This is a genomic window from Melghirimyces thermohalophilus (assembly GCF_900102685.1).
GTDB lineage: Bacteria > Bacillota > Bacilli > Thermoactinomycetales > DSM-45169 > Melghirimyces > Melghirimyces thermohalophilus.
On the sequence record NZ_FMZA01000002.1, the window covers coordinates 207,188 to 232,627 of the forward strand.

Annotated in this window: 24 protein-coding genes; 21 read left to right on the forward strand and 3 right to left on the reverse strand. The window is 53.3% G+C overall.

The features are described from left to right. The first annotated feature begins 153 nt into the window (after positions 1 to 153). Positions 154 to 1,455: a S8 family peptidase gene (locus BLP91_RS02335; protein ID WP_091566281.1), complete on the forward strand. Its 1,302-nt coding sequence runs from the start codon at positions 154 to 156 to the stop codon at positions 1,453 to 1,455. Between the two features lie 311 nt (positions 1,456 to 1,766). Here BLP91_RS02335 and proC read toward each other — a convergent pair whose 3' ends face one another. Next, on the reverse strand, positions 1,767 to 2,606 hold the full coding sequence (proC, locus tag BLP91_RS02340; RefSeq protein WP_091566283.1) for a pyrroline-5-carboxylate reductase: 840 nt from the start codon (positions 2,604 to 2,606) through the stop codon (positions 1,767 to 1,769). Positions 2,607 to 3,062: 456 nt separating this feature from the next. On the opposite strand from proC, the gene BLP91_RS02345 reads away from it, so the two are divergent. The 18 genes from BLP91_RS02345 (at position 3,063) to BLP91_RS02430 (ending at position 21,219) form a co-directional block, all read left to right on the forward strand. After that, positions 3,063 to 3,608: a DUF402 domain-containing protein gene (locus tag BLP91_RS02345; protein WP_091566286.1), complete on the forward strand. Its 546-nt coding sequence runs from the start codon at positions 3,063 to 3,065 to the stop codon at positions 3,606 to 3,608. 11 nt (positions 3,609 to 3,619) lie between these two features. Then, positions 3,620 to 4,147, forward strand: coding sequence for a signal peptidase I (gene lepB / locus BLP91_RS02350; protein WP_091566288.1), 528 nt, complete (start codon positions 3,620 to 3,622; stop codon positions 4,145 to 4,147). 208 nt (positions 4,148 to 4,355) lie between these two features. Continuing rightward, positions 4,356 to 5,135, forward strand: coding sequence for a GTP-sensing pleiotropic transcriptional regulator CodY (codY, locus tag BLP91_RS02355; RefSeq protein ID WP_091566290.1), 780 nt, complete (start codon positions 4,356 to 4,358; stop codon positions 5,133 to 5,135). Between the two features lie 226 nt (positions 5,136 to 5,361). Continuing rightward, positions 5,362 to 7,140, forward strand: a complete 1,779-nt coding sequence (locus BLP91_RS02360) for an ABC transporter ATP-binding protein (RefSeq protein WP_091566292.1) — start codon at positions 5,362 to 5,364, stop codon at positions 7,138 to 7,140. A 23-nt stretch (positions 7,141 to 7,163) separates the two neighbouring features. Next, positions 7,164 to 7,580, forward strand: a complete 417-nt coding sequence (locus BLP91_RS02365; RefSeq protein WP_091566294.1) for an anti-sigma regulatory factor — start codon at positions 7,164 to 7,166, stop codon at positions 7,578 to 7,580. A 467-nt stretch (positions 7,581 to 8,047) separates the two neighbouring features. Continuing rightward, positions 8,048 to 8,968 (forward strand): heme o synthase, encoded by a 921-nt coding sequence (cyoE, locus tag BLP91_RS02370; protein ID WP_245661999.1) that lies wholly within the window; start codon positions 8,048 to 8,050, stop codon positions 8,966 to 8,968. A gap of 138 nt (positions 8,969 to 9,106) precedes the next feature. Beyond that, positions 9,107 to 10,126, forward strand: a complete 1,020-nt coding sequence (gene coxB, locus BLP91_RS02375) for a cytochrome c oxidase subunit II (protein ID WP_091566295.1) — start codon at positions 9,107 to 9,109, stop codon at positions 10,124 to 10,126. A gap of 140 nt (positions 10,127 to 10,266) precedes the next feature. Beyond that, on the forward strand, positions 10,267 to 12,105 hold the full coding sequence (ctaD, locus tag BLP91_RS02380; RefSeq protein WP_143003439.1) for a cytochrome c oxidase subunit I: 1,839 nt from the start codon (positions 10,267 to 10,269) through the stop codon (positions 12,103 to 12,105). Further along, positions 12,105 to 12,731, forward strand: coding sequence for a cytochrome (ubi)quinol oxidase subunit III (locus tag BLP91_RS02385; protein ID WP_091566299.1), 627 nt, complete (start codon positions 12,105 to 12,107; stop codon positions 12,729 to 12,731). Before ctaD (BLP91_RS02380) ends, BLP91_RS02385 begins: the two co-directional genes overlap by 1 nt. A gap of 6 nt (positions 12,732 to 12,737) precedes the next feature. Further along, complete coding sequence (locus BLP91_RS02390; RefSeq protein ID WP_091566301.1) at positions 12,738 to 13,049, forward strand: cytochrome C oxidase subunit IV family protein; 312 nt, start codon at positions 12,738 to 12,740, stop codon at positions 13,047 to 13,049. A 74-nt stretch (positions 13,050 to 13,123) separates the two neighbouring features. Then, positions 13,124 to 13,996, forward strand: a complete 873-nt coding sequence (locus BLP91_RS02395; RefSeq protein WP_091566302.1) for a cytochrome c oxidase assembly protein — start codon at positions 13,124 to 13,126, stop codon at positions 13,994 to 13,996. Positions 13,997 to 14,186: 190 nt separating this feature from the next. Continuing rightward, positions 14,187 to 15,044 carry a sulfite exporter TauE/SafE family protein gene (locus tag BLP91_RS02400; RefSeq protein WP_091566304.1) on the forward strand — a complete coding sequence of 286 codons (858 nt, stop codon included), beginning with the start codon at positions 14,187 to 14,189 and terminating at the stop codon, positions 15,042 to 15,044. A gap of 33 nt (positions 15,045 to 15,077) precedes the next feature. Next, on the forward strand, positions 15,078 to 15,509 hold the full coding sequence (locus BLP91_RS02405) for an RrF2 family transcriptional regulator (protein ID WP_091566306.1): 432 nt from the start codon (positions 15,078 to 15,080) through the stop codon (positions 15,507 to 15,509). 201 nt (positions 15,510 to 15,710) lie between these two features. After that, positions 15,711 to 16,652 carry a heme o synthase gene (gene cyoE / locus BLP91_RS02410; RefSeq protein ID WP_091566308.1) on the forward strand — a complete coding sequence of 314 codons (942 nt, stop codon included), beginning with the start codon at positions 15,711 to 15,713 and terminating at the stop codon, positions 16,650 to 16,652. Positions 16,653 to 16,734: 82 nt separating this feature from the next. Then, positions 16,735 to 17,724: a cytochrome c oxidase subunit II gene (gene coxB / locus BLP91_RS02415; RefSeq protein WP_245662009.1), complete on the forward strand. Its 990-nt coding sequence runs from the start codon at positions 16,735 to 16,737 to the stop codon at positions 17,722 to 17,724. Between the two features lie 118 nt (positions 17,725 to 17,842). Further along, positions 17,843 to 19,660: a cytochrome c oxidase subunit I gene (ctaD, locus tag BLP91_RS02420; protein ID WP_245662010.1), complete on the forward strand. Its 1,818-nt coding sequence runs from the start codon at positions 17,843 to 17,845 to the stop codon at positions 19,658 to 19,660. Beyond that, positions 19,660 to 20,283 (forward strand): cytochrome (ubi)quinol oxidase subunit III, encoded by a 624-nt coding sequence (locus BLP91_RS02425; protein ID WP_091566312.1) that lies wholly within the window; start codon positions 19,660 to 19,662, stop codon positions 20,281 to 20,283. The genes ctaD (BLP91_RS02420) and BLP91_RS02425 overlap by 1 nt, the downstream gene beginning before the upstream one ends. 33 nt (positions 20,284 to 20,316) lie before the next feature. Next, positions 20,317 to 21,219 (forward strand): cytochrome c oxidase assembly protein, encoded by a 903-nt coding sequence (locus tag BLP91_RS02430; RefSeq protein ID WP_091566314.1) that lies wholly within the window; start codon positions 20,317 to 20,319, stop codon positions 21,217 to 21,219. Positions 21,220 to 21,593: 374 nt separating this feature from the next. Here BLP91_RS02430 and BLP91_RS02435 read toward each other — a convergent pair whose 3' ends face one another. Further along, positions 21,594 to 22,001: a globin domain-containing protein gene (locus BLP91_RS02435; protein ID WP_245662000.1), complete on the reverse strand. Its 408-nt coding sequence runs from the start codon at positions 21,999 to 22,001 to the stop codon at positions 21,594 to 21,596. A 28-nt stretch (positions 22,002 to 22,029) separates the two neighbouring features. Beyond that, positions 22,030 to 23,319, reverse strand: coding sequence for a glutamate-1-semialdehyde 2,1-aminomutase (locus BLP91_RS02440; protein WP_091566317.1), 1,290 nt, complete (start codon positions 23,317 to 23,319; stop codon positions 22,030 to 22,032). A 196-nt stretch (positions 23,320 to 23,515) separates the two neighbouring features. Between BLP91_RS02440 and BLP91_RS02450 the strand changes: the two genes are divergently transcribed. Both BLP91_RS02450 and BLP91_RS02455 read left to right on the forward strand, forming a co-directional pair. Continuing rightward, complete coding sequence (locus BLP91_RS02450; RefSeq protein ID WP_091566321.1) at positions 23,516 to 24,451, forward strand: DUF1835 domain-containing protein; 936 nt, start codon at positions 23,516 to 23,518, stop codon at positions 24,449 to 24,451. A 141-nt stretch (positions 24,452 to 24,592) separates the two neighbouring features. Further along, a partial coding sequence (locus tag BLP91_RS02455; RefSeq protein WP_143003437.1) for a hypothetical protein occupies positions 24,593 to 25,440 on the forward strand: 848 nt, incomplete at its 3' end.

The following is a 25,440-nucleotide window of genomic DNA, read 5'->3' on the forward strand; positions in this document are numbered from 1 at the left end:
TTCACAGATAAAGCTTCGGCTCCATACCCTTTTTCTTTTATAATCGGAATGCAATTTTAGTTACAATAAATGGGTAAATAATTCAAAAAATATGGAATAAAAGGAAGGATATCACCTCTTTTTGTCTAAGGTTTTTAGCGGAGGTGATAAAAAATGGCCAACAGGCGGGAAGCTTGGTTTGAACAAGCGAACGGTTTTCTCGATCCCGGGCTGATCCGGGAGTTGAAACGGCTCAGGGAAGCGGGGATCGATGAAGAACAGGAAGCCGTTCCAGTGATCGTCTCCTTTGATCACCAGGTGGAGTCTTCTATACGGCAGGAAGCGCTTGATCTCTGCTCGACAGGTTCCTGTAACGAGGTACACGGAGAATTGCGGACGCCAAAGGGTTTTTACGGCAAAATCAGTCCCGGAACCATTCGGCGGTTGACGGAGCAGGATGGAGTCCGCAAGGTATTTCATGACCGGGAAGTGCGATCCTTTCTGGATGTGGCGCGAAAATCGAGCGGTGTGACCGAGGTGCAAGCCCAGGAGGGGTTGACTGGAAAAGGTGTAACGATTGCCGTGATCGATACGGGGATTCACCCCCATGATGACTTGATGAAGCCGGACTCCCGGATCGTTGCCTTTGCCGATCTGGTGGGGGGAGAAGAAGAACCCTACGATGATCAGGGACATGGAACCCACTGTGCAGGAGATGCTGCAGGCAACGGGCACCTGTCCGAAGGATTATACGCTGGGCCGGCGCCGGAAGCGAAGCTGGTCGGTGTTAAAGTCCTCGATAAAAACGGCAGCGGGCAATTGTCCCAGGTGATTAAAGGGGTCGAGTGGTGTGTGGAAAACCGGGAGAAATACGATATACGAATTCTTTCCCTATCCTTAGGTGCGCCCGCCTTTGAATCCTACCGGGATGATCCCTTGGCGCAAGCGGTGGAAGCGGCTTGGCACAGCGGGCTCGTGGTCTGTGCGGCGGCAGGCAATGAAGGCCCCTATCCGGGAACAATCAGTACTCCCGGACATGACCCTGTCATCCTGACCGTCGGCTCTGCGGATGATCGCAACACAGTCGATCGGAAGGACGATGTGAAAGCCTCCTATTCCAGCCGCGGGCCCACCTTGGACCTGTTGGTAAAACCGGATATTTACGCTCCCGGTACCAATATCATCTCCCTATCGGTTCCGGGCTCACCGCTGGAGGAGCAAATGCCGGAAAACCGTGTCAACGAATATTATATCAACCTGTCCGGCACTTCCATGGCCACCCCCTTTTGCGCTGGTGTCGCGGCACTCCTGCTGGAGGCCAACCCGACCTTGAGCCCCAACGATGTAAAAAGCATTCTAAAGTTTACGGCTCAACCGATGGAAGGGGACCGGGCGGGTTATCTGGATGTGGGCCGCGCGGTGGAAATGGCGGAAAAATACCGCTCCTTCCAGAAAGAGGCCCAGCTCAAAGGATAAGTTTCTAACTAAAATTTTCTACCCTCGACTGAGGAGGAGGGATGCAGGCTGTCGTAAAAATTACGACAGCCTGCTTGTTTGTATTCGGTCGATCGCCTCTGTCGGTCGTCAGGCCCTCAAAGGATCACAGCGTTGGATCACTATCCCAATGGGGGTTGCATTCCGATTCTCTTTTAATATATGTCGATCCAGGATCCATTTCGGATGTGGCGCTACCTCCTCTGCGAGAAGACAGGGGCTGAGCGACAACGAAAATAGGCCCCATCAGGGGCCGTATCTATGTGAAGGTACTATCACTTCGGTTCCCTCGATCATCGAGGGGTGGGAGAGGGGAAGGCGTTCCCCAGTTCCTGGGAGCGGCGCCGGGCCTGGTGGACAGCGTCGATCAACGCTTCTTGAAAGCGGTGCTTCTCCAGGGTGTTGAGCCCCGCCATTGTGGTACCGCCGGGGGAGGTGACTCGGCGGCGCAACTCCGACGGCTCTTCCCCTGTTTCCAACAGCATGCGGGCGGCGCCAGCCATCGTTTGCAGGGTGAGGTTCCGGGCGACGGCAGGGGACAAGCCTTCATTTACCCCCGCCTGTTCCATCGCTTCCACCAAGTAATAGATATAGGCGGGGCCGCTTCCCGACAGTCCGGTGACCGCGTCCATCTCCTCCTCTTTCACTACCACGGTGGTGCCTATAGCGGAGAAGATGCGGATGGCCTCGTCTAGGTCGGCTTCAGCGGCGTTGCGCCCCGGACATAGGGCCGTAGCCGATGCTCCCACCATGCTGGAGGTGTTGGGCATCGCCCGTACCACTGGGGGATGGGCTGACAATCTCTCTTCGATAAAGGGGGTTGGAATACCGGCAGCAACGGAAATCACCCGTTGTCCCGACTGGATCTGGTCTCCCCATTGGGCTAAGGCATCGTCCATATCCTTGGGTTTCGTGGCCAGGATCACTGTATCTGCTTGACGGACAGCGGCCTCTTTGTTTTCGGGGGAGATGATGCCGTATCGGTTTTGCAGGGTTTCGATGCGATCTTTGTCCTGGCGGTTGATCATGGTGATCGCTTCCGCCTTCGTATCGGTGTGTTGCAAGAGGCCGGACAGAATCGCTTCTGCCATCGACCCCGCTCCGATAAAACAGATTTGTTTCGAATCGGTCATGGTCCCATCCTCCTTTATATCTAAAAACGCAAAAACCCTCTTCCGTCCCAAGGACGAAAGAGGGTGTATCTTCCGCGGTACCACCTTTTTTGACACAGGAAGTGTCCAGCTTAGGGGAGCATGATAACTCCCTGTGATAACGGTTCTTCCGTAGCGACTCGTCGCCGTCCGCATCCAGGGTGGGTTGGGGCAGGTGTTGCCGGCGCTCCCTTTCAGCCGAGGGGAATCGCTCTCTGCTCGGTCACCATGCCTTAGGCCCCTTCATCGCGTTTACCCAGTCTGTTCACTTTAGTTTTTATTATTATGCATAGGAGGGGAGAGGATGTCAAGGGATCGGAAAAACATTTTCCCGATGGTGAGAGTGTCTAAAACTTTTCACCCCTTGGAACCAATTCTGATTTTTATGTTTTAGCATCTGATATTTTTGGAAATACAGGAGAATAGGAGGAAAAAGGTGTGGATCAAATAGTGCGTCCAGGGGATCGGATCCGAATCGAAAGTCGCAAGTACGATGGGGGTTTCCACCGTTCCTGGTTACAGTCAGTCGTGTTGAAGACGCAAGATCCGCTTTTGGTGGCCAACCGTGACGTACAGGTGACGGAATCCGATGGAAGTCAGTGGTTTACGAAGGGATTGGCTATCTGTCAGTTTCATAGAGACGAGTGGTTTAATACGATAGTACTATTCGACGCTCGCGGATCCTACCGCTTTTATTGCAATCTCGCTTCTCCTTACACCTGGCAGCAGGGTGTGTTGGTTTACACCGATTTCGATCTCGATCTGCTGGTAGAGGCCGACGGCTCTTACCGCTGGTTGGATCGGGAGGAATTTGAACAAAACCGGCGTCTCTATTCTTATCCGCCCCAATTGGTCAAGCGGATAAGGGAAGCTGCCCTGCAGTTGGAGGAGCGAGTCCGATCGGGAGAAGCCCCCTTCACCCCGGGCTTCGTCCGCACTGGGTATCATCTTTATCTATCCTATAAAAATTATCTGATGGGGTGAAGTGATGTAGAATGAACAAATGGAACCCCCTCTTTATTCCGTGGGTAAGAACCCTTTTGTTGGCGGTGTCGGCGGCACTGGTGATCAACCAGTTTGGGATGGCGCTGTCTGTCGTCAACGGGACCTCAATGGAACCCACTTTGGAAGATGGAGACCGCCTTTTGGTCAATAAATTCTATTTTTTGTTTGAGGAACCGGAAAAAGGAGATGTTGTTACGTTTGTGGACCCTTCCCGGGAGGGGAAGTATCTGGTAAAACGCGTGGTGGGAATGCCGGGCGATCGTATTGAGATTAAGGGGGGTGACCTTTACCGCAATGGAAAAAAGGTCTATGAGCCCTACATTGAGTCGGAAATCGAGGACGGGGCCTATGGGCCGGTGGTAGTGAGAGAGGGTTATGTGTTTGTGATGGGGGATAACCGTCATCGTTATGCCAGTCGGGACAGCCGTTACCCCAGTGTGGGACAGGTTCCCTTTGACCTGCTTGAGGGAAAAGTGGAGCTGATTCTCTGGCGCCCCTCCTTGGCGGCTTCCCTATGATGCGGACAAACACAAATAGCAAAAAAGTCAAAAACTGTTCACACAAGTTGGATGCGTGGTCGAGTCGAACATTGCATAATAGGAGAGGTGTGGGTCAAACTCACGACTTTCACAGTATGCATAAAAACCGCTCCCGACCAAAAGGTCGGTCACAGATTACCGTGATATTTGTGAATATAAAAAGAAATTGTGGCAGGAGGGAACGAAGATGGATCTGTTAGATAAGACGCGCCGGATCTCCAAGATCCTTCAAAAAAATGTGGGGCATCACCTGGTGGACTTTGATCAGGTAGCCAGCGCCCTCTCCGATGTGATTGGTGCCAATATTTACGTGGTCAGTCCCGAAGGAGAGATTCTGGGACTGGGGATCAACCACGATATTGAGAATGAACGGATGCAGTCGTATTTGAAAGAACGGCAATTTCCGGAAGAGTATGCTACGCAACTGATGGATGTGGAGAAGACGTCTTCCAACATCAGCGTCGATGATCCTTTGACCGCATATCCGGTAGAAATGAAGGATATGTTTAAACACGGCTACACTACGTTGGTTCCGATTGTGGGCGGTGGGGATCATCTGGGAACGCTGGTGCTGTCCCGGATCAATGATAAATTTGTCGATGACGATCTGATTCTCGCTGAGTACGGCGCTACCGTCGTCGGGATGGAAGTCTTGCGGGAGCGGGCCGGAAAAATCGAAGAGGAGGCTCGCGGCCGGGCTGTGGTTCAATTGGCGATCAATTCCCTCTCCTTCAGTGAGTTGGAAGCGGCAGAGCACATTTTCAACGAACTGGAAGGTAATGAAGGACTCTTGGTCGCAAGCAAAATTGCCGACCGGGTAGGCATCACCCGTTCCGTGATCGTCAACGCCCTGCGGAAACTGGAAAGTGCTGGTGTGGTGGAATCCCGCTCCCTCGGGATGAAAGGAACCTATATCAAAATCTTGAATAACAAGCTGTTACCGGCTCTGGAAAAAGCCCGCAGCTGATAGGGGAAGGATAACGGCCGCTCGAAGGGGCGGCTTTTCTCGTTTCAAGGACGGATTGCAAAAACCTTGTCGCCGAAGGAATCGTTATATGGGAAAAGAGGATGGACAAGGTGTACGTTCTTGTTACATTTTTTCTTCTTCCCGAGCGTATTTGTCTCCTCTGTTATAATAGGGATGGAAACATAAGTGATTTTCCAGAACTGATCAATTAGGGAGTTGAAGTCGGTTGGGCAGTGTTCGGAGATATCTTCGATTTGTTCGCCCTTACCGGATGCAGATTGCGGCCACGATGGGGGTCGGTATACTCAAGTTCGCCATTCCCATGTTGTTGCCGCTCATCCTCAAATATGTTGTTGATGATATTTTGCTGGCGGATGTACCCGTCGAGGAAAAGGTGACCAACCTGACTCAGGTGGTTGCCGGTGCTTTGTTTGTCTTTACCGTTTTGCGGTATCCGATTGAATACTATCGTCAATATTTCGCTCAATGGACAGCCAGCCGCGTCTTGTTTGACGTACGCAAACGGCTGTTTGATCATTTGCAGAAACTGTCTCTCCGTTTCTACAACAATCAGAAGGTGGGGCAGATTATTTCCCGGGTGATTCACGACGTGGAACAGACCAAAGAATTTGTCGTCACCGGGATGATGAATATATGGCTGGATTTGATCACTTTGACGATCGCCATCAGTATCATGCTATGGATGGATCCGTTGATGACGCTGGTGGCTCTCTCCGTCTTTCCCTTGTATGGGGTGGCGGTGAAGTATTTCTACAAGGGGCTGAAGCGGCTGACCAAGGAGCGGTCCCAGGCACTCGCCGAAATGCAGGGCCACCTTCATGAGCGTATCCAAGGGATTTCCGTGATTCGCGCCTTTCATCTAGAAGACTACGAACAGGAACAGTTTAATCACCGCAACGGTCATTATCTAGAAAAAGCGGTGGATCATTCTCGTTGGAATGCCCGCACCTTTGCCGTGGTGAATACGATTACCGATATTGCCCCGATTCTGGTCATCGCCTTCGCTGGTTTTCAGGTGCTTGACGGGGACCTGACCATTGGGGAAATGACGGCTTTCTACGGTTACCTGCAGCTCATTTATTCTCCGATCCGCCGCCTGGTCAACGCGTCGACAACACTGACCCAAGCTTTGGCCTCGATGGATCGGGTGTTTGAACTGATGGATGAAACCTACGATATCACCGACCGTCCAGGTGCCCGTTCCATGGACCGGGCGCGAGGACAGATTTCCTTTAAGGATGTTCATTTTTCGTATTTCGGTAACGATGAAGAGGTACTAAAAGGGATCCATCTGGACATCCAACCCGGACAGACCATCGCCTTGGTCGGGATGAGTGGCGGAGGAAAATCCTCTATCGTCTCTCTCATTCCCCGCTTTTACGATGTAACTGGCGGAAGGCTGGAAGTGGACGGCGTCGATGTGCGCGACTGGAAACTGAAAAGTCTTCGCCAACAGATCGGGATGGTGCTCCAGGACAACATTTTGTTCAGTGGCAGTGTCCTGGATAACATCCGGATGGGCAACCCGGATGCCCCGATGGAGCAAGTGGTGGCTGCTGCCCAGGCGGCTAATGCCCATGAGTTTATCATCGATCTGCCTCAAGGTTACGACACGGAAATCGGGGAACGGGGGGTTAAACTTTCCGGGGGGCAAAAACAGCGGTTGGCCATCGCTCGGGTGTTTTTGAAAGATCCCTCCATCTTGATTCTCGACGAGGCGACTTCCGCCCTGGACCTGAAGTCCGAACAGCTGATTCAGGAGTCGCTCAATCGGTTGGCTGAAAAGCGCACCACACTGATCGTGGCTCACCGGCTGTCGACGATCACCCATGCGGACCGGATCTGCTTGGTCGAGGGAGGACAGATTGTCGAAAGCGGGACGCATGATGAATTGATGGCATTGGGAGGGAAGTACGCCCGCCTGTTTAAAGTACAAGATTTGGACAGGTCCGATGTGCCGGTAGTAAATCCCGGTACACCGTGAACCGGTTGGGGGGGAGCGAGAGATTGAATACGGTAATCCCGATTAAATATGAATGGGACGTGGTTAATATCCGCAGCAAAGTGCGGGAAATGGCCAAGGAGATGGGGTTTAGTGAACTGGACCAGAGCCGGATCGTGCAATCTGTTTCGGAACTGGCGCGCAATGTGGTGCACCATGCCGAGGAAGGGGTTGTCCGAGTGGAGTCGATCGAGGGGGATAAACCGGGGATCCGCATCGTAGTTCAAGACTTCGGCCCGGGGATTGAAGACTTGGACGAGGTGATCCGTGCTTCCGAATCCCTGGTATCGACAGAAGGATATGGGTTGCGGCAGGTGCGGGACTTGATGGATGATTTTGCCATTCGTGCGCTAGAGGGGAAAGGAACCTGTGTACAGGTTACGAAATGGCTGAACGCCCCTGCTGTGAAATCGGAGGAATAAGTAGGCAGCCCCACGCCATCCGGGAAACCGGATGTTTTTTTGTCTGCAGAGAAAGCGTTCTCAGTGGTAATGTATCCATATTTTGAACCTTTTCCGGTCTTACTTGACGTTATTCTTTTGGCTCATCTACAATGTAAATGAACTATGATGCCATTCCTACCAAACGCCGTCTGTTGCGGTTTTCCATCATTTGGTTGGCACCGTCGGCACAGGTGATATAAGGCTGGTTCCGGCGCTAATAGGGCTTAGCCCTCACCGCCGGGGGAATCTACGCTGGGTCCCCTTAGATCAAGAACGCGTTTTGAAGATGGGGAGTTCCAGCGCAGTTTTATGTCCGTTTCCCGTCTTTTGGGGAGTTTGGGGAGGCGGAAGTGAACCGGCAACGGATGCGCTGAAGAGGACCTGCTCAGAAGGGGGGCAATGCAACCGAACTGGAGCGGGCCCGGTCCATAGAAAGGAGGGGTACCGTGGAACGACCTATGACACAACAGCTCCTGGCGGGGGCTTCCGAGACAACGGCCAAAGCCTCGTGGAGGGATTATTGGATCCTGACCAAGCCGGGGATCAATGCCTCCAATCTGATGGCTACCTTTACAGGATTTTGGTTGGCCGGTCATGATACATTCAACTTCACCCTCCTGCTTGTCACCCTTTTGGGGACAGCTCTGGTGATCGCCGGTGGGTGTGCAGTCAACAACTATATCGACAGGGATATCGACCCGCAGATGGGACGGACCCAGGATCGACCGATCCCTGCCGGGCGGATCCGACCGCAGTCGGCACTCTGGACGGGGATTCTTTTGGGAGTGGCCGGTGTGGCCCTGCTCAGTATTCTGGTCAACCCGCTGTCGGCTCTCCTGGCTGCATTTGGCTATATCGTCTATGTAGTCATCTATTCCATGTGGACCAAGCGGACCACCATTTGGAACACGATTGTCGGCAGCTTTTCCGGGGCGATTCCACCCTTGGTCGGCTGGGCGGCGGTGGAAGGAACGCTGGGCCTGGCAGCATGGATGCTTTTCCTGTTTATGTTTGTCTGGCAGCCGGCTCACTTCTATGCCCTGGCCATGATGAAGGAAGAAGACTACCGTACGGCCGGCGTCCCCATGTGGTCGGTGGTGAAGGGACAGAAAGATACCAGGCGGCAGACGATCCTCTTTGTGGGAATGATGCTGCCGGTTTCCCTGCTCCTCTGGATGACCGGTGTCGTCGGTTGGCTCTTCTTGGCGATGGCGCTCCTATTGGGGGGCGGCTGGTTCTACCTCGGTGTCGCCGGCTGGTCCGGTGAAGAACACGAGGGATGGGCCCGCAAGATGTTTCTGTACTCGCTGTTCTACCTCACATTGATGCAAGTCGCCATGCTGATCGATCCGGTACTCTTCGGCTGATGGCCGAGTGCCGGATCTACGCCTTTGGCGTTCAACAGCCGTTTGACTGTTATTTCCATACAGCCGGCGGCGTTGTTTTGATATACAATATAGATCGGCCCAGGAATGATTTGATGAGAGAAAGCGGGGTTAAACGGTATGAGACGAGGGAAGCGTTTAGCGCTACTATTATCCATTTTCGCTATATTTACCCTTGTGATGACCGGATGTGAAGAGCCGGACAGAACGGTCTTTAGCCCGAAAGGGGAGGCTGGTGAAGGCAGTCTCGACGTGATCATGTTGAGTATTTACATCATGACTTTTGTCGTCGCTGTGGTCTTGGCTATCTTTATCTATGTATTGATTCGTTACCGTCAGAAACCGGGGGACAACAGCATCCCCAAACAGGTTGAAGGAAGCATGAAGCTGGAGATGCTGTGGACTGTGATTCCCATCATCTTGCTGGCTATTTTAGCAGTACCCACCTTAACGCATACCTTCTCCCTTGCCGAGGAGGCGCCGAAGGATGAGGATCCGCTTCGGGTGAAGGTGACGGCCCATCAGTATTGGTGGGAGTTTGAATATCCGGATCTGGGCATCAAAACTGCGCAGCAACTCCATATCCCTACAGATGAAAAGGTCTATCTGGAACTGACTTCCGATGATGTGATTCACGCCTTCTGGGTACCGGAATTGGCCGGTAAACAAGACTTGAACCCGGGGAGCACCAACAAAATGTGGATCGATGCTGATGAGCCGGGTACTTACGAAGGACGATGTGCTGAGTTGTGCGGGGCAGGACACGCGCTGATGAACTTCCAGGTTGTCGCTCAGGAAAAAGAGGACTTTGACAAATGGGTGGAAAAAAGGAAGAATCCTTCCTCCGAACCGAAGACCGCCGAGCAAAAAGCTGGTAAGGAAGTCTTCACTCAGAACTGCATGAGTTGCCACGCTATTGACGGCACTCAGATGAAAACCAAAGGGGAAAAAGCTCCAAATTTGACTGGGTTTGCTGAGCGAAACAAAATCGCAGGTCTCCTGGAAAACAATGATGAGAACCTGGAAAAATGGATGAAACATCCCGAGCAGGTGAAACCGGGGACTTACATGCCGTCTTTTGATTTCTTGAGTGATGAGGATATGGACAATCTGAAAGCCTATCTGCAAAGCCTGGAGTGATTCAGGTTCACGCGGGTTATTACATAAAACCGCGTCTGCAGTGAATGGAGGAGGGACTACTCTTGGCTACCTTGGTTACGATTATCGTGTTCATTCTGTTTTTGAGCGCGATCTTAACCGGTGGTTACAACAAGGAACTGATGGACCGGTTCCGCTCTCACTGGCTGTGGGACTGGATCACCACTGTTGACCACAAAAAAATTGGAATTATGTATGGTATCGGCGGTGGCTTCTTCTTTATCCTGGGTGGAATTGAAGCCCTGCTGATCCGGACGCAGCTCTTTTATCCCAATAACGATTTTATCGTCGGCCGGGCTTTTAACGAACTTTTAACGATGCACGGCACGACCATGATCTTCTTCGTCGCGATGCCGCTTTTGTTCGCCTTGATGAACATGATCGTTCCGCTTCAGATCGGGGCACGGGATGTCGCCTTTCCTTTTCTGAACGCCATGGGCCTCTGGTTTTTTATCGCCGGCGGCATCTTGATGAATTTGTCCTGGCTGTTTGGAAACGCTCCCGATGCCGGTTGGACCAACTATGTGCCAATCGCAGCCAACGAATACAGTGCGGGCACGGGGATTGATTACTATGTCCTGGGTCTGCAAATTTCCGGCTTCGGTACGCTGATGTCTGGGATCAACTTCCTGGCAACCATTATCAATATGCGGACAGAGGGGATGTCTTTCCTGCGGATGCCGTTGTTCACCTGGACATCTTTCATCTCTTCCGCTTTGATTCTGTTCGGCTTTCCGCCGTTGACCGCTGGGCTGTTCCTGATCATGTTTGAACGCCTTTTCGGAGCCAATTTCTTCGATGTGGCGGCTGGCGGAAACCCCATCATCTGGGAGCATCTCTTCTGGATTTTCGGTCACCCGGAAGTGTACATCGTGGTTTTGCCCGCTTTCGGTATCATGTCCGAAGTGATTTCCACATTCTCCAAGAAGCGTCTGTTCGGCTACACCTCCATGGTGTTTGCCACGATTTTGATCGGCTTCCTTGGATTTATGGTCTGGGCCCACCATATGTTTACTGTGGGGATGGGACCGGTTGCTAACTCCATCTTTGCTATCGCTACGATGACGATCGCCGTCCCGACAGGGATCAAGGTGTTTAACTGGCTGTTTACCATGTGGGGCGGAAAAATTCGCTTCACCACCGCCATGCTGTATGCCGTCGGGTTTATTCCCACCTTTGTCATGGGCGGTGTGACCGGTGTTATGCTGTCCACTCCCCCGGGGGACTATCAGTATCACGACAGTTACTTCGTAGTGGCTCATTTCCACTACGTCTTGATCGGCGGTACCGTGTTCGGTATCTTGGCGGGATTCTACTACTGGTGGCCCAAGATATTTGGCTACAAGCTGAATGAAAAACTGGGTAAGTGGAATTTCTGGCTGTTTTTCATCGGCTTCCATCTGACGTTCTTGATTCAGCACTTTATCGGCCTGTTTGGCATGCCGCGTCGGGTATTTACGTACCAACCGGAAGACGGTCTGACCCTGATCAACCAGATCAGTACTGTCGGCGCCTATATGATGGCAGTGGCTACAATTCTGTTCGTCGTCAATGTTATCTACAGCTACCGTCACCGTGTTCCTGTCGGTAACGATCCCTGGGACGGCCGGACCCTGGAATGGTCGATCCCGTCTCCAGCTCCCTTCTACAACTTCGCCCAGCTTCCCAAGGTACGGGCTCTGGATGCTTTCTGGCATGAGAAGATGAAGGGCAACAAAGAGATGGAGCCGGCGGAACCGCTGGGACCGATCCATATGCCGAGCAACAACCATTTGCCAATTGTGATCGTCCTTGGATTCTTTATCTCCGGTTTGGGCTTCGTCTTCCGTTCCAATGAAGTGGGAGCCCTCGGGTTGATCTTCGCCTTCCTGATGATGTTTGTCCGTTCCTTCGAGAAAGATCATGGCTATCATGTGGAAACGGACGAGGTCGAAAAAGTGGAGAAAGGGGTGAAGGCATAATGAGTACCGCCGAACTGGAACAAGCAAAAACTTCGGCAAAACTGCCTCCCCATCCCGAACGCGCGACGATGGAGGGACGTAATAAGATTCTCGGTCTGTGGCTCTTTATCGGTGCTGAGACCGTCATGTTCGCCTGCTTTTTCGGTACCTATCTCGCATTGAAAGGTTCCAATCTGGATGGACCGACCACCCAAGAGCTTTACCAAATTCCGATGGTGGCCATCAGCACGCTGATTCTGTTGGTCAGCAGCTTGACTAGTGTGTTGGGCGTGCTGGGGATGCATCAAAACAATTACAAGAAGATGATGCTCTGGTTTGGCGTCACGGTACTATTGGGTTTCTCTTTCCTCGGTTTGGAGATTTACGAGTTTGTTGAGTATGTACACGCAGGACATACCTTTGCCGGTAGTGCCTTCGGTTCCGCCTTCTACACACTTCTCGGAACCCACGGAGCCCACGTCTTGTTCGGGGTTCTCTGGATCTCTGGGTTGCTGGTCCAGGTTTGGCGCAGGGGCATGAGCCTCGATATGGCACCGAAATTTTTCTCGGCCAGCTTGTACTGGCACTTTATCGATGTGATTTGGGTGTTCATCTTTACCGTCGTCTACTTGATGGGGAAGGTGTGATAATCGATGGAAGCTAAGATGGAACAAGCGAAACCGCAGCAGGAGTCCCAAGCGACGGAGAGCGATGCCAAGCACCTCGCCTCCTTTGCGGTAATGATCGTGTTGACGGCTATCGCCTTCGCTGCCGTAACGATGGATATTGTGCCGCCGGCTATGGTGGTTCCTCTGATCATCGGTTTGGCTGCCATACAGGTAATGATGCAGTTTTTCACCTTTATGCACCTGGATTTTAAAAAACATCGAATTACGGTTACCTTTATATTTACAGGACTGTTGTTCGGGGTGATCTGTGTGGTGGCACTGAAGTACCTCGTATGATAGGAAACAGGGATCCCCTCGCCGGTTGGCGAGGGGGGTTCCCCTATTGAACATGCGTGTAAGGAGGAGCCGGTATGCACGCTCATGGATCCCATAATCCATTTGATGTATGGAACCTGGTCAATCCGACCACCCTGTTACTGATTTTGGCAGTAGGCGTGCTCTACCTGATGGTGACGGGGCCTTGGCGCCACCGTTGGGGTGAAAATCTGGAAGCACCGACAACTAAACAGAGGTTTTTATTCTTTTCCGGTCTGGCTTTCTTGTATGTGTCGGGAGGCCCGTTGCACTCTTTCGGCCACCTCCTGTTCAGCGCGCATATGCTGGAAATGTCCTTCGACTATTTAGTAGCACCGCCGCTGTTGATGCTGGGTCTCCCTGCTTGGTTTTATCGACCGCTCTTTCGGGGGAGAGTCAGAAAACGGATTTTTTCCGTCCTGACCCACCCGTTGCTAACGCTGCTCACATTTAATGGGCTGATGTCGGTTTATCATCTGCCGCTCGTCTTTGACACCATCATGACGAGCGGATGGTTGATGACCGTGGCTCACACGGTGTTGTTGATAAGTTCATTCATGATGTGGTGGCCGATGACATGTCCGCTACCCGAGCGGGATCAACTAAGTCCGTTGCAGAAGATGGCCTACATCTTTGCGGATGGGGTGCTATTAACCCCCGCCTGTGCCATGATCGCCTTTTCCCAGATCCTGCTCTTTGATACGTATCAGGGAGCTCCCCAAGTGTTTGCGTTCTTAAGCCACTTGCACGACCAGTCAGCTGGCGGAGTGCTGATGAAAATTGTACAGGAAATCGCCTACGGCACTGTCCTGGGTCGAACCTTTTTCCGTTGGGTTCGGGAACAAAGGGAGCAGGACCGCAAAGAAGAGGAGGAGGATCGAACCCGATCCCTCCAAACCGCCCCCCATTCCCCTGTCTACGGTAATTAAGTCCCTTCATCTGAGGATGCGCTTTGACAAGCGCATCTTTTTTTTTTTGCCTTTTTTCTATCGGATGGGCTGGAACCAGTCGATGGGACGTTGCATAAGATGCCGTATCTTACGAACCCGACCAAAACGCTCAGAAAGGTCGAGTTCTCAATATCGAATCTTAAAAGGCGTTTTAGGGAGGAAGGGGTTCATGCAAAAACTGATCGTCCTCGCATTTATCGGTTTTGTCGCCCAACTGATCGACGGATCACTTGGAATGGCTTATGGAGTTTCATCCACCTCTCTCCTTTTGATGTTCGGGGTTGCGCCAGCAATCGCTTCGGCCTCCGTTCACATGGCTGAAATGGTGACGACTGCTGCAGCGGGGTTCTCCCACTGGAAACTGGGCAATGTTGATTCCGTCATCGTGAGGCGATTGATGATTCCTGGATCGATCGGAGCTTTTGTCGGAGCCTGTTTTCTCAGCAACCTGCCAGGGGAGGCGGTAAAACCGTATATCGCCTTGTTCCTGTTTTTATTGGGCTTCTATGTGATCTATCGTTTTCTGTTTGCAGGAAATATAAGAAAAAAAAGGAATAGACATCCGGGGCGATGGACCGTTCCCCTGGGCCTGTTCGCCGGATTTTTTGATTCTACCGGCGGCGGCGGATGGGGTCCCTTGACCACTCCCGTCCTTCTCTCCCACCGAGGGACGGAAGCGAGAAAGGTGATCGGTTCCGTTGACACCAGTGAGTTTGCCATCGCTGTGTCCGCAACCTTGGGCTTTCTTATTTCCCTCGGCTTCCGCGATGTGGATTGGATTTGGGTCGGGGCGCTGATGGCGGGGGGTATTGTGGCCGCTCCCATTGCCGCTTGGTTTGTTAAGGTGATTCCTTCATATCTATTAGGTGTGTTGGTAGGCGGGCTCATTATCAACATCAACGTGCAGACGTTGTTGAGCACCATTGACAGTATTCCAGAGTCGTGGCACAGCTTCGTCTACGGAGCTCTTTCCGTCCTGTGGGTTCTTTGTCTGGCCTTCGCTGTCATCCGCAAGAAAAGAGAGTGAAAGGAAATCCCTCCTCGGAGGAATGTGAAAACTATGAAAGTGTCCAGTCGCGGAGAATATGCACTCCGCGCCCTGCTCGTACTGGGAAAAAACCGGGACACCCGGTTGATCCCCTTGTCGGAAATTGCCGCACAAACATTGGTATCCACTTCTTATTTGGAACAAATTTTGCTCCAATTAAAAACACATGGGTATGTAAAAAGCAAACGGGGAACCCACGGAGGGTACGGCTTAAGGCTCCCCCCAGAAAAGGTGGTGATCGGTGAGGTGGTGCGTCAGCTGGAAGGGCCGATCGCCCCCATGAGCTGTGTCAGTCTGACCGCTTACGAACCTTGCCCTTTGGAAGAGGGTTGCCAGTTGCAGCTGCTGTGGGCGGTGGTGAGGGACACGGTGGCTCATGTGCTGGACCGGACCACTTTGGGAGATCTGCTCACTGGAAACCTCCCCCGACCGCCAACCGATTGATTTTGCCTCCACTTCAAGTGAAGTGGGGGTCTTTTTTTGTCAAGGGAAAGAAAGGGTGTTGCCGATTGGAACGGATTTCCCATGGTGAGATCCAGTTCGGCCAATTTTTACATATTTCATCTCCCTTTTAGGAAGCTTAATGTCTGAACGGCATCTCTTTCGGGGTGACTGGGTCACGACCGATCGAAAGGAAGGGAAGTCATGGATCGATTTTCCGTTTCCGGTCCTGAAGTGCGACCGGAGAGGGGCTCCTTGGAAAAGCCGGCTTTCATCATCGGTTGGAGAGACGCCCTCTCCCTGACCAAACCGGGGATCAACCTCTCCAATACTTGGGCCTGCTTTGTCGGCTATTGGTTGGCTACCGGCGGTGCTCCGGACCCGAAGCAACTGGCCCTGACGCTCCTGGGTATGCTCCTGGTGGTGGGCGGAAGTTGTGCATTAAATAACGGGATCGACCGGGATCTGGATCGGTTGATGGAGCGAACGAAAGATCGGCCGGTCCCCGCTGGCAGAATCAGTCGTGAAACAGCAGGTATGCTGGGCGGTCTGTTGACAGTGGGGGGCGTGGTCTTGCTCCACATCACCGCCGCTCCCCTTGCTGCATGGTTGGCGATGGCAGGCTCCTTTTTATACGTCGTGGTGTACACCCTGTGGCTAAAACGGGTCTCCTCTATCAATACCGTGGTGGGCAGCCTCTCTGGGGCCATTCCGCCCTTAGTTGGCTGGGCAGCGTCTGGTGCTTCCCTCGACCTGAGCGCTTGGATTTTATTCGCCATCTTGTTTTTGTGGCAACCCCCCCACTTTTTTGCCTTGGCGATGTTAAAGGCGGAGGACTACCGTAAGGCCGGTGTCCCGATGCTGCCTGTGGTAAAAGGGGCAAAAGCGACACAGAAACAGATCCTTCTTTTTGTCGCCCTGCTCGTTCCCGCCTCGCTTCTCCCGGTAATGCGCGGGGAAGCGGGGATGGCATATGCCGCTATCACAGGGTTGCTCAACACAGGCTATTTAGCTTGTGCACTCCGAGGACCTATGCATGGAGCGGGGAAAGATTGGGCCCGGGGCATGTTCCGGTATTCCTTGGTTTATCTGACCGTGGTCTTGACGGCCCTGGCGGCATTTTCTCCCCTTTCGGTTCCAATATAAGCCGGCGAGTCCGGCCATTCTGATGTGGAAAAGAAAGCGAGTGAATCTGTTGATGAAGAGATGTTTGTCAGCCAGGTGGATTGTGGCCATCTTGGCAGGGTTCGGATTGCTGACCGGTTGTGGTAGTCCCCACATGTCTGCACTGGATCCCAAGGGCCCGGTGGGAGAAACCCAATTGGACTTGATCAACCTGAGCACTGGGATTATGACCCTGGTCGTGATCGTCGTGGCTGCGATCTATATTTACGTGGTGATCAAGTACCGGGAACGTCCCGGAGATGACAAAGATGAGATTCCCGAACAGGTGGCCGGAAGCAAAAAACTGGAGATTTTGTGGACCACCGTTCCGATCATCCTGTTGATCATCCTTGCCGTCCCGACCATCTCCACTACCTTTCGCGGGACAGATCGGGAACCGGAGCCGGGTACGCTCCGTATCAACGCCACCGGCTATCAATATTGGTTCGGCTTTGAATATCCCGATTATCAGGTGTCCACTGCCAACGAAGTCCATATCCCCACTGGCAGAAAAGTGGAGTTCCTGTTGGCTGCCCACGATGTCGTCCATTCCTTCTGGGTTCCCAGCCTAGGTGGGAAACAGGATATGAACCCCGGACGTACCGAACGGCTGATTCTTCAGGCGGATGAACCCGGGCTTTATGAAGGGGAATGCGCAGAGTTGTGCGGTGCCAGCCATGCCACTATGCGGTTTCGAGTGATTGCCCACCCGCCGGCAGAGTTTGAAAAGTGGATCGCTTCCAGGAAGCAACCCAAATCCAAGCCGAAAACGGAACAGCAAAAACAGGGACACAAGCTGATTGCTCAAAACTGTATCGGCTGTCATGCGATCCAGGGGGCCGGTTATGACATTTTGGGACGTACCGGCCCCGAACTGACCGGATTTAGTCACCGGACCCGTGTCGCTGGGGCGCTGGACAACAACCGGGAGAATTTGAAGAAATGGCTCGTTAATCCGCAAAAAATCAAACCTGGGAACCGGATGCCCGGGTTTGATCATCTTGACGACAAACAACTCGATGCCATGGTCGAGTACCTGCAAACCTTGAAGTAACCCGGGTTGTCACCGTAAAGGAGGGAATCCCTTGGCTACCTTGATCATCTTGATCGTGTTTATCATGTTCCTCGGTGCGATTTTCACCGGGGGATACAACAAAAAGTATCTGCAAAGGATGCAGGACAATTGGCTTTGGGAATGGATCACCACCGTCGATCACAAACGGATCGGGATCCTCTATATGCTGGGAGGTGGATTTTTCTTCGCCGTCGGCGGTTTGGAAGCGCTGTTGATGCGTTTGCAGCTGATGTTTCCCGACAATCAGCTGGTGGTGGGGGATATTTATAACCAGCTGTTATCCATGCACGGAACGACGATGATTTTCCTCGTCTCCATGCCAGTTTTGCTGGGATTGATGAACTTTGCCGTACCCCTGCAGATCGGCGCCCGGGATGTGGCTTTTCCCTTTGTGAATTCCCTAGGAGTTTGGCTGTTCCTGTTCGGGGGATTGTTGGTCAATCTGAGCTGGCTGTTCGGAGGTGCCCCGGATGCTGGCTGGACCAGTTACGCCACGCTCTCCCTAAACGAATTCAGCCCTGGGCCGGGCGTTAATTATTACGTCTTGGGGCTGCAGATTGCCGGACTGGGAACCTTGATGAGCGGGATCAATTTTCTGGTTACCATCATCAATATGAGAGCACCTGGCATGACCTATCTGCGGATGCCTTTGTTCACCTGGACCACCTTTGTCACTTCGGCATTGATTCTGTTCGCCTTTCCTCCGTTGACAGCGGGGTTGTTCATGCTGATGTTCGACCGTCTGTTCGACACGCATTTCTTCACCTTGGCAGGAGGCGGAAACCTGACTTTGTGGCAACATATCTTTTGGATCTTTGGACACCCAGAGGTTTACATCATCGTGTTGCCCGCCTTCGGCATCTTTTCCGAAGTGATCAGCACCTTTTCCAAGAAGCGCCTGTTCGGTTATAACTCGATGGTCTTTGCTACGGTGCTAATCGGATTTCTCGCCTTCATGGTTTGGGTGCACCACATGTTTACCGTGGGCTTGGGCCCGATCGCCAATACGGTCTTTGCCATCGCCACCATGGCGATCGCTGTACCCACAGGGATCAAGGTGTTTAACTGGCTGTTTACCATGTGGGGCGGGCGGATCCGTTTTACCACTGCGATGCTGTTCGCTTCCGGTTTCATCGTGGTATTTGTGATGGGGGGCGTTACCGGGGTTCAGCTGGCGGTGGTTCCTGCTGATCTGCAATTTCACGATACTTACTTTGTTGTAGCCCACTTCCACTATGTCATGATCGGGGGGACCATCCTCGGTTTCTTCGCCGGTCTTTACTACTGGTGGCCTAAGATGTTCGGCACCCTGTTGAATGAAAAGCTGGGGAAAGCCCACTTCTGGCTCTTTTTCCTGGGTCAACACCTAACCTTTTTTCCGCAGCATTTTCTGGGCCTGATGGGGATGCCTCGGCGGGTGTATACCTATATGTCCGGACGGAATCTGGAGCTGTTAAACCTGCTCAGCACCATCGGAGCGCTGCTGATGACCGCTGGGATCCTCGTCTTTCTGTACAACCTGGTCCAGACCTTGCGCATGGGGAAAGAGGCGGGACCCGATCCTTGGAACGGGCGCACCTTGGAATGGGCCTTGCCCTCACCGGCTCCTCATTACAACTTCGCCCAGACCCCCCGGGTACGGGGCCTGGATCCCTGGTGGCTGGATAAATATGAGGGAGACGGGAAGCTGCAGGCGGCAGAGCCCCTGGGCCCCATTCACATGCCGTCACCAGCCTATCTGCCTTTCGTGATGTCTCTAGGCTTCTTTGTCTCCGGGTTCGGGTTTGTGTTTCACAGTTGGCGGGTGGGGGCCCTCGGTCTCCTGGTCGTCTTCGCGTGTATGTACATCCGGTCCTTTGAAGAGGATCCCGGATATCACATCGAGCCTGAAGAGCTGAAGGGGGTGGAAAGCTGATGAAAGTGGAAGATCAACAGGCGACAGTGGCCGGACTGCCGGCCGAACCGGAAAAGGCGACACTGGAAGGAAAAAATAAGATCCTTGGTTTTTGGTTCTTTATGGCGGCTGAGACCACCTTGTTTGCCACGATGTTCGGCATGTACCTGGCTTTGCGCGGATCCACCATGGGTGGGCCCACTCCTCAGGAGTTGTTTCAACTGCCGCTGGTGGCCACTTCCACCTTGGTTCTGCTCACCAGCAGTTTAACCAGCGTACTGGGCATCATGGGAATGCACGAAAACGACGCCAATAAAATGCTGAAGTGGTTTGCGATCACCATTTTGCTGGGAGCTATTTTTCTAGGGCTGGAAGTGTATGAGTTTATCGAGTATGCCCACGAAGGGCACACTATCACCAGCAGTGCTTTCGGATCCTCTTTTTACTTGCTTCTGGGCACCCACGGCAGTCACGTGTTATTCGGAGTGCTCTGGATTTTGGGGTTGATCATTCAGGGTCGGCAGCAGGGGATTACCGTTCATAACGCGCCCAAGTTTTATGTGGCCAGCCTGTACTGGCACTTTATCGACTTGGTCTGGATTTTCATCTTTACCGTGGTTTACCTGATGGGGATGATCCATTGAGATGGGTTGGATCGATAAAGGAGGTTGGAAAGGGTGGAGGCACTGATCGGGGCTTTTTTAACCCCTGGGATGTGGAATGTGGCCCTGAATATGGTGATGGTAAGCGTGGCCAGCCTGTATCTGTTGGCGATAGGTGTAGCCCGACACCGGTTTCCCAGGGCCACTTCCGTCTCCCCGGGGCGAAAGATGCTGTTTCTGATCGGCCTGGCGCTATTGTATTTGGCACTGGGCAGCCCCCTGTACGAGATCGGCCATGAGCTTTTTAGTGCGCACATGCTGCAGCAGTCTATCCTCTATTTGGTGATGCCGCCTCTGTTGATCCGGGGCATACCGGATTGGATGTGGCGCTGGGCCTTGACACACCCCCCGGTCCGGAAGTGGGCCGACTGGGGACGGCGGCCGATTGTTGGCTTGGTGTTGTTTAACGGGTTATTCTCCTTCTATCATGTCCCCTGGATCTTCGACTCCTTGATGGGCAATGAAGGGTACCATCTGATTTCCCACGCCATCTTAACCCTAGCGGCCTTTCAGATGTGGTGGCCGGTAATGACGCCGCTGGAGGAGGAGACAGTCTTGTCACCGTTGCGCAAACTGGCCTACATCGCCGCCGCCGGTATCCTGTTGACTCCCGCCTGCGCCTTGATCATCTTTGCCGATCACCTGCTGTTTGCCTCCTTCAGCCAAACCAGCGCCCTCTTTCCGGTCCTCGCCCCCCGGTATGATCAGCAGTTTGGCGGGGTGATCATGAAAATTATGCAGGAGATCACCTATGGAATCGCCCTTGGACATGTCTTTTGGAAATGGATTCGTCGAGAGGGACAAGCGAACCAGTACGGGGTACCGGATAATGGACCGGAGGCACATATGATCGAAGGAGAAAACCGAGCGCCAGATCCCCCCGTCACAGCCAAAGGTTCTGGTCTCCTTCGGAACTGATGCCTGCCGGGATTTAAGCAAAGGCTCCGCGAGGCGGGGACCTTTTTGTTGGCAGGAAAATGTATCGCCTGCAGCGAAAGGGTTGATCGAACCGAAAGGAGGAGCCTGATGATCGAGTGGTTTCAATACAGCTGGCAGGTGGGGAGGAATGGTTCTGATAGTGTGAGGGACTAACAAAAGAAGAGTTGCTGCGCGAGCGGACAGGTGGCCGTTCCCAGTCCTATCGCGGCTTTGTAGAGACTGACGGCGGCGGACACTTCATCGGGGAGAGATATCAACAGGGTCATCGTTGTGGTAAAAAGCCGCCGTCTTTAGCAACCGAACATCTCCGAAAAACAAGAGCCCGGCACCGAAGTTGGTACCGGGTCTCTTTGTTACTGGGAGGAAGGATCCTGGTCTTCCCCGGGCTGGTTTACCATATGGCCGGCTGTGATGTAAAGCCGTCCCCACATTTCTTCTCTTACCTTCCCTTCGATCCCCACCTCATCGAGAGCTTTTGCCATACAACGGAGCCAAGCTTCCGCCCGTTGGGGAGTGATGGGGAAGGGCAGGTGGCGAGCCCGCATCCTCGGAGGACCGTATTTCCGGGTATAAAGGGGAGGGCCTCCAAAAAACTGGGTCAAAAAAAGTCGCTGTTTTTCCATGACCGGCCGGATATCATCGGGAAAGATCGGGGCCAACAAGGGGTCCCGCTGTACTCGGGGATAAAAAGCTTCCACAATTCGGCTGATCGTTGGATACCCGCCGATTCGGTCATAAATGGTGATGGGTTCCTGCGACAAGAAAATCCCCTCCTGTCTTAAGGCTGGGTTATTGACATTCCGTAAAAGCGATCTCTGCTGCGGCAATGGTTTTCGCCACATCGTCATCGGAGTGGGCGGTGGTGAGGAACCAGGCTTCATATTTGGAGGGGGCGAGGTAGATCCCCTGTCGCAGCATCGATCGGAAAAACCGGGCAAATTGCGCTCCGTCTGCCTTTTCGGCTCCTTCGTAATCGGTCACATCCTGGTCGGTGAAATATAGGGTGAGCGCTCCGCATTTCCGGTTGATCCGAATCGGAACGCCGGCCCGCTTGGCTCCTGTACGGAGGCCCTCTTCCAAGGCGGCTCCTTTTCGCTCCAGATCCTCATACGTCCCGGGTTGGGCGAGGGCCTCCAAGCAGGCGATTCCTGCCGCCATGGACAGGGGGTTGCCAGCCATGGTTCCCGCCTGGTAGGTGGGTCCGTTGGGCGCTACCTTCTCCATGATTTCCCGTCGCCCGCCATAAGCGCCGATCGGGAGCCCCCCTCCGATGATCTTACCCATAGCGGTCAGATCAGGTTCCACCCCGTATAGAGTTTGGACCGCTCCGTAATGAAAGCGGAAGGCGGTGATCACCTCGTCATAAATCACCAGTGCCCCGGCGGCATGGGCTTTTTGCCGAACGGCTTCCAAAAAACCGGGGGCCGGTTCCACGATCCCGAAGTTTCCAACCAAAGGTTCCACCAGGACCGCTGCTACCTGCTCTCCCCACTTGTCCAGCGCCTCCTGCAGCGCTTCTGGCTGATTGAAGGGGACGGTGATCACCTCATGGGCCATACTGTTGGGGATGCCTGCGCTGTCGGGAGTGCCCAAGGTGGATGGGCCGGAACCAGCGGCAACCAGGACCAAGTCGGAATGGCCGTGGTAACAACCGGCGAATTTGATAATCTTATCTTTTCCGGTGTAAGCCCGGGCGAGGCGGATGGTGCTCATCACCGCCTCGGTCCCACTGTTGACGAAACGAAGCTGTTCACAGGAGGGAATCGCTTCCCGCAGCATCTGAGCGAAGCGGATCTCCTTCTCTGTAGGGGCTCCGTACAAAACGCCCTCTTCGGCCGTCTTTTGGATCGCTTTCGTCACCTGAGGATGGGCATGTCCCAGGATGATGGGGCCAAAGGCCGCCAGATAATCGATGTAGCGGTTGCCATCCTCGTCCCAAAAATAAGCGCCTTGTCCTTTCGCCATATAGACAGGGTGTTCTAGACCGACAGCCTGAAATGAGCGGGAGGGGCTGTTCACCCCGCCGACGATCACATCTTGTGCCTCTTTATGTAAATGGCTCGATTTTGGATGTGTCAACTGTGTTCCTCCTTTTTGATTCCTTCTCTATTGTAGCCGGGGGGAAACCCGTCGGGCAAGGTGCCCGATCAGAAGGGGGAAATGTTTACCGGAAAAAGGGCTCTCCTTTTTATGTGGAAACAAACACAGGGATATGTCATGCTGGAAGGGAAATCCCGTGCGGTGATAAAGTCCAAAAGGTAAAGGGGGAAAAGCGTTGATCCATATAGTGAATGGAGACGTGTGGGGGGAACGGTTGCGCGGGTGCACCCCCCTAAAAGGGGAAGTGTTTGTCTGGCGTGAAATGTACGATCTGGGTCCCTTTTCACCTGACTGGGAGCGAGAAGAATGGATCCAACGCCGGGCCGCTTTTTTTGAGGAACGGATCGGGCTCCCGGCGGAACAGATGAAGATGATCAATCGCTATCAGGAGCAGCGGTTGGACCGAATTCCCTCCACCACCCAGGTGGTTCTCTGGTTTGGGTCCGACCGATATGATCAGTTGATGCTCTTATACCTGCTCACCCGTATGCGGGATGGGGATCGAAAAGGGATCGACTGGGTGGAGGTGCCCGCTAAAGGGGCTGATCAGCTGTCCGACGGAGACCTGGTGCGCCTGTTCGAGGAGCGCCTTCCCATCGAAGAGGAGCACCTGGTACAGGCCGCCGAAGTTTGGCAGGCCTATATCTCCGATGATCCGCGAGATGTGGAGCGCTGGTTGCACAGGGAAACGGGACGCTTTCCCTATGCTTTTACGGCTTTACGCAGACATATCCAATACTTTCCCAGCTGTGAAAACGGGTTAAATGCGGTGGAAGCCCTCGCTCTCCGGATCATCGGAGAAGAGTCTCCTCCCTTTTCCAGCTTATTCCGAGAAGTAAACCGGCAATGCCCCGAAGATGGACTGAGCGATGTACACTTTGCGGCGATTTTAAATGAACTGGGCGATTGTGAAACCCCTCTGATCCAAACGGAGGCGTCTGATTCGGGAGAAGGGAGAATCCACTTGACTCCCTTGGGAAAAAGGGTTTTGATAGGGACGGAAGACCGCTTGGCGGCCTGCGGAATCGACTGGTGGCTGGGCGGTGTTCACCTAACTGCTGACACGGATTGGAGAAGAGATGCCAACGGCCATCTCTACAGAAGGAAATAGTTCCATGCAGCCGTCCGTCGCGGGCGGTTTTTCGTTTAGTCTGTACGATTGGCGGGGGCTGTGGTATTCTGAAAATGATGTGTTGTATCATATTCAGCCTTGAAGCCGAACTCTTGAAAAACAGGAGTGGGGGAGAGGACGTTGTCTTTTTTTAATATAGGGGAGTTATACCGGGATACATACCACATCGAGCATGTGGAACCTTTTTTTGAGGGTGAGTTGGCCGTCGCATCGGCGGAAGGAAAGCGATACTTTCTGCAGCACGTCCGTTTGCAGAAGCCGGCCCCACCCCGGGCGATTCAGCAATACCTTTCACTAAAAAATCATCCTTTGATCGTGCCGTATCTGCAAGTGTTTTCAGAAGAACGGTCACTGGTGACGATCCGTCCCTATGTTCCGTTCAAGGAGCGTCTCCACCAACGGGTAGCCCGCGGGGAGTTGGAAGAAGACCAGATCATCGCTTGGGTGAGAAGCCTCTTTCCCGTGGAAAAAGTGTTGAAGGAAAAGCCCCTCCGCATGTATACGCTGTTGCACCCCGCCAACATCGGTGTGACAGAGACCGGGGAATTGCAGGTTTTATACTGCGGCGTGGAGGGGCGGACATTGCCCGATCCGAAAATGGACTGGGGAAACCTCCTTTATATGCTTTTTTCCGGGAATTTGGTGGACGAGCCGCTCAAAAAGCTGCCGAGCGAGGCGGACTTTCCCAAACAGCTGGCCAAACTGATCCAGAAAAGTTTCAATCGACCGGCGGAGTCGGTAGCGTCCCAGTTGGACTCTTATTTAAAGAAGCGAGATTCCACCAGTTTGTTTGACCAGTTGTTCAAGCGTTCCGGTTCTGCAAAGAAAGAGCCGGACTCGACTCCTTCCCCTTCTGCCGCCGAATCCGATCGATCATCTCAAACAGAGGGTTCGAGCCTGTTGCAACAGAGGCTGGAGCAGGAGCGCCAAGCTCGGGAGAAACAGGAGCGTCAGGAACGTGAAGAGGC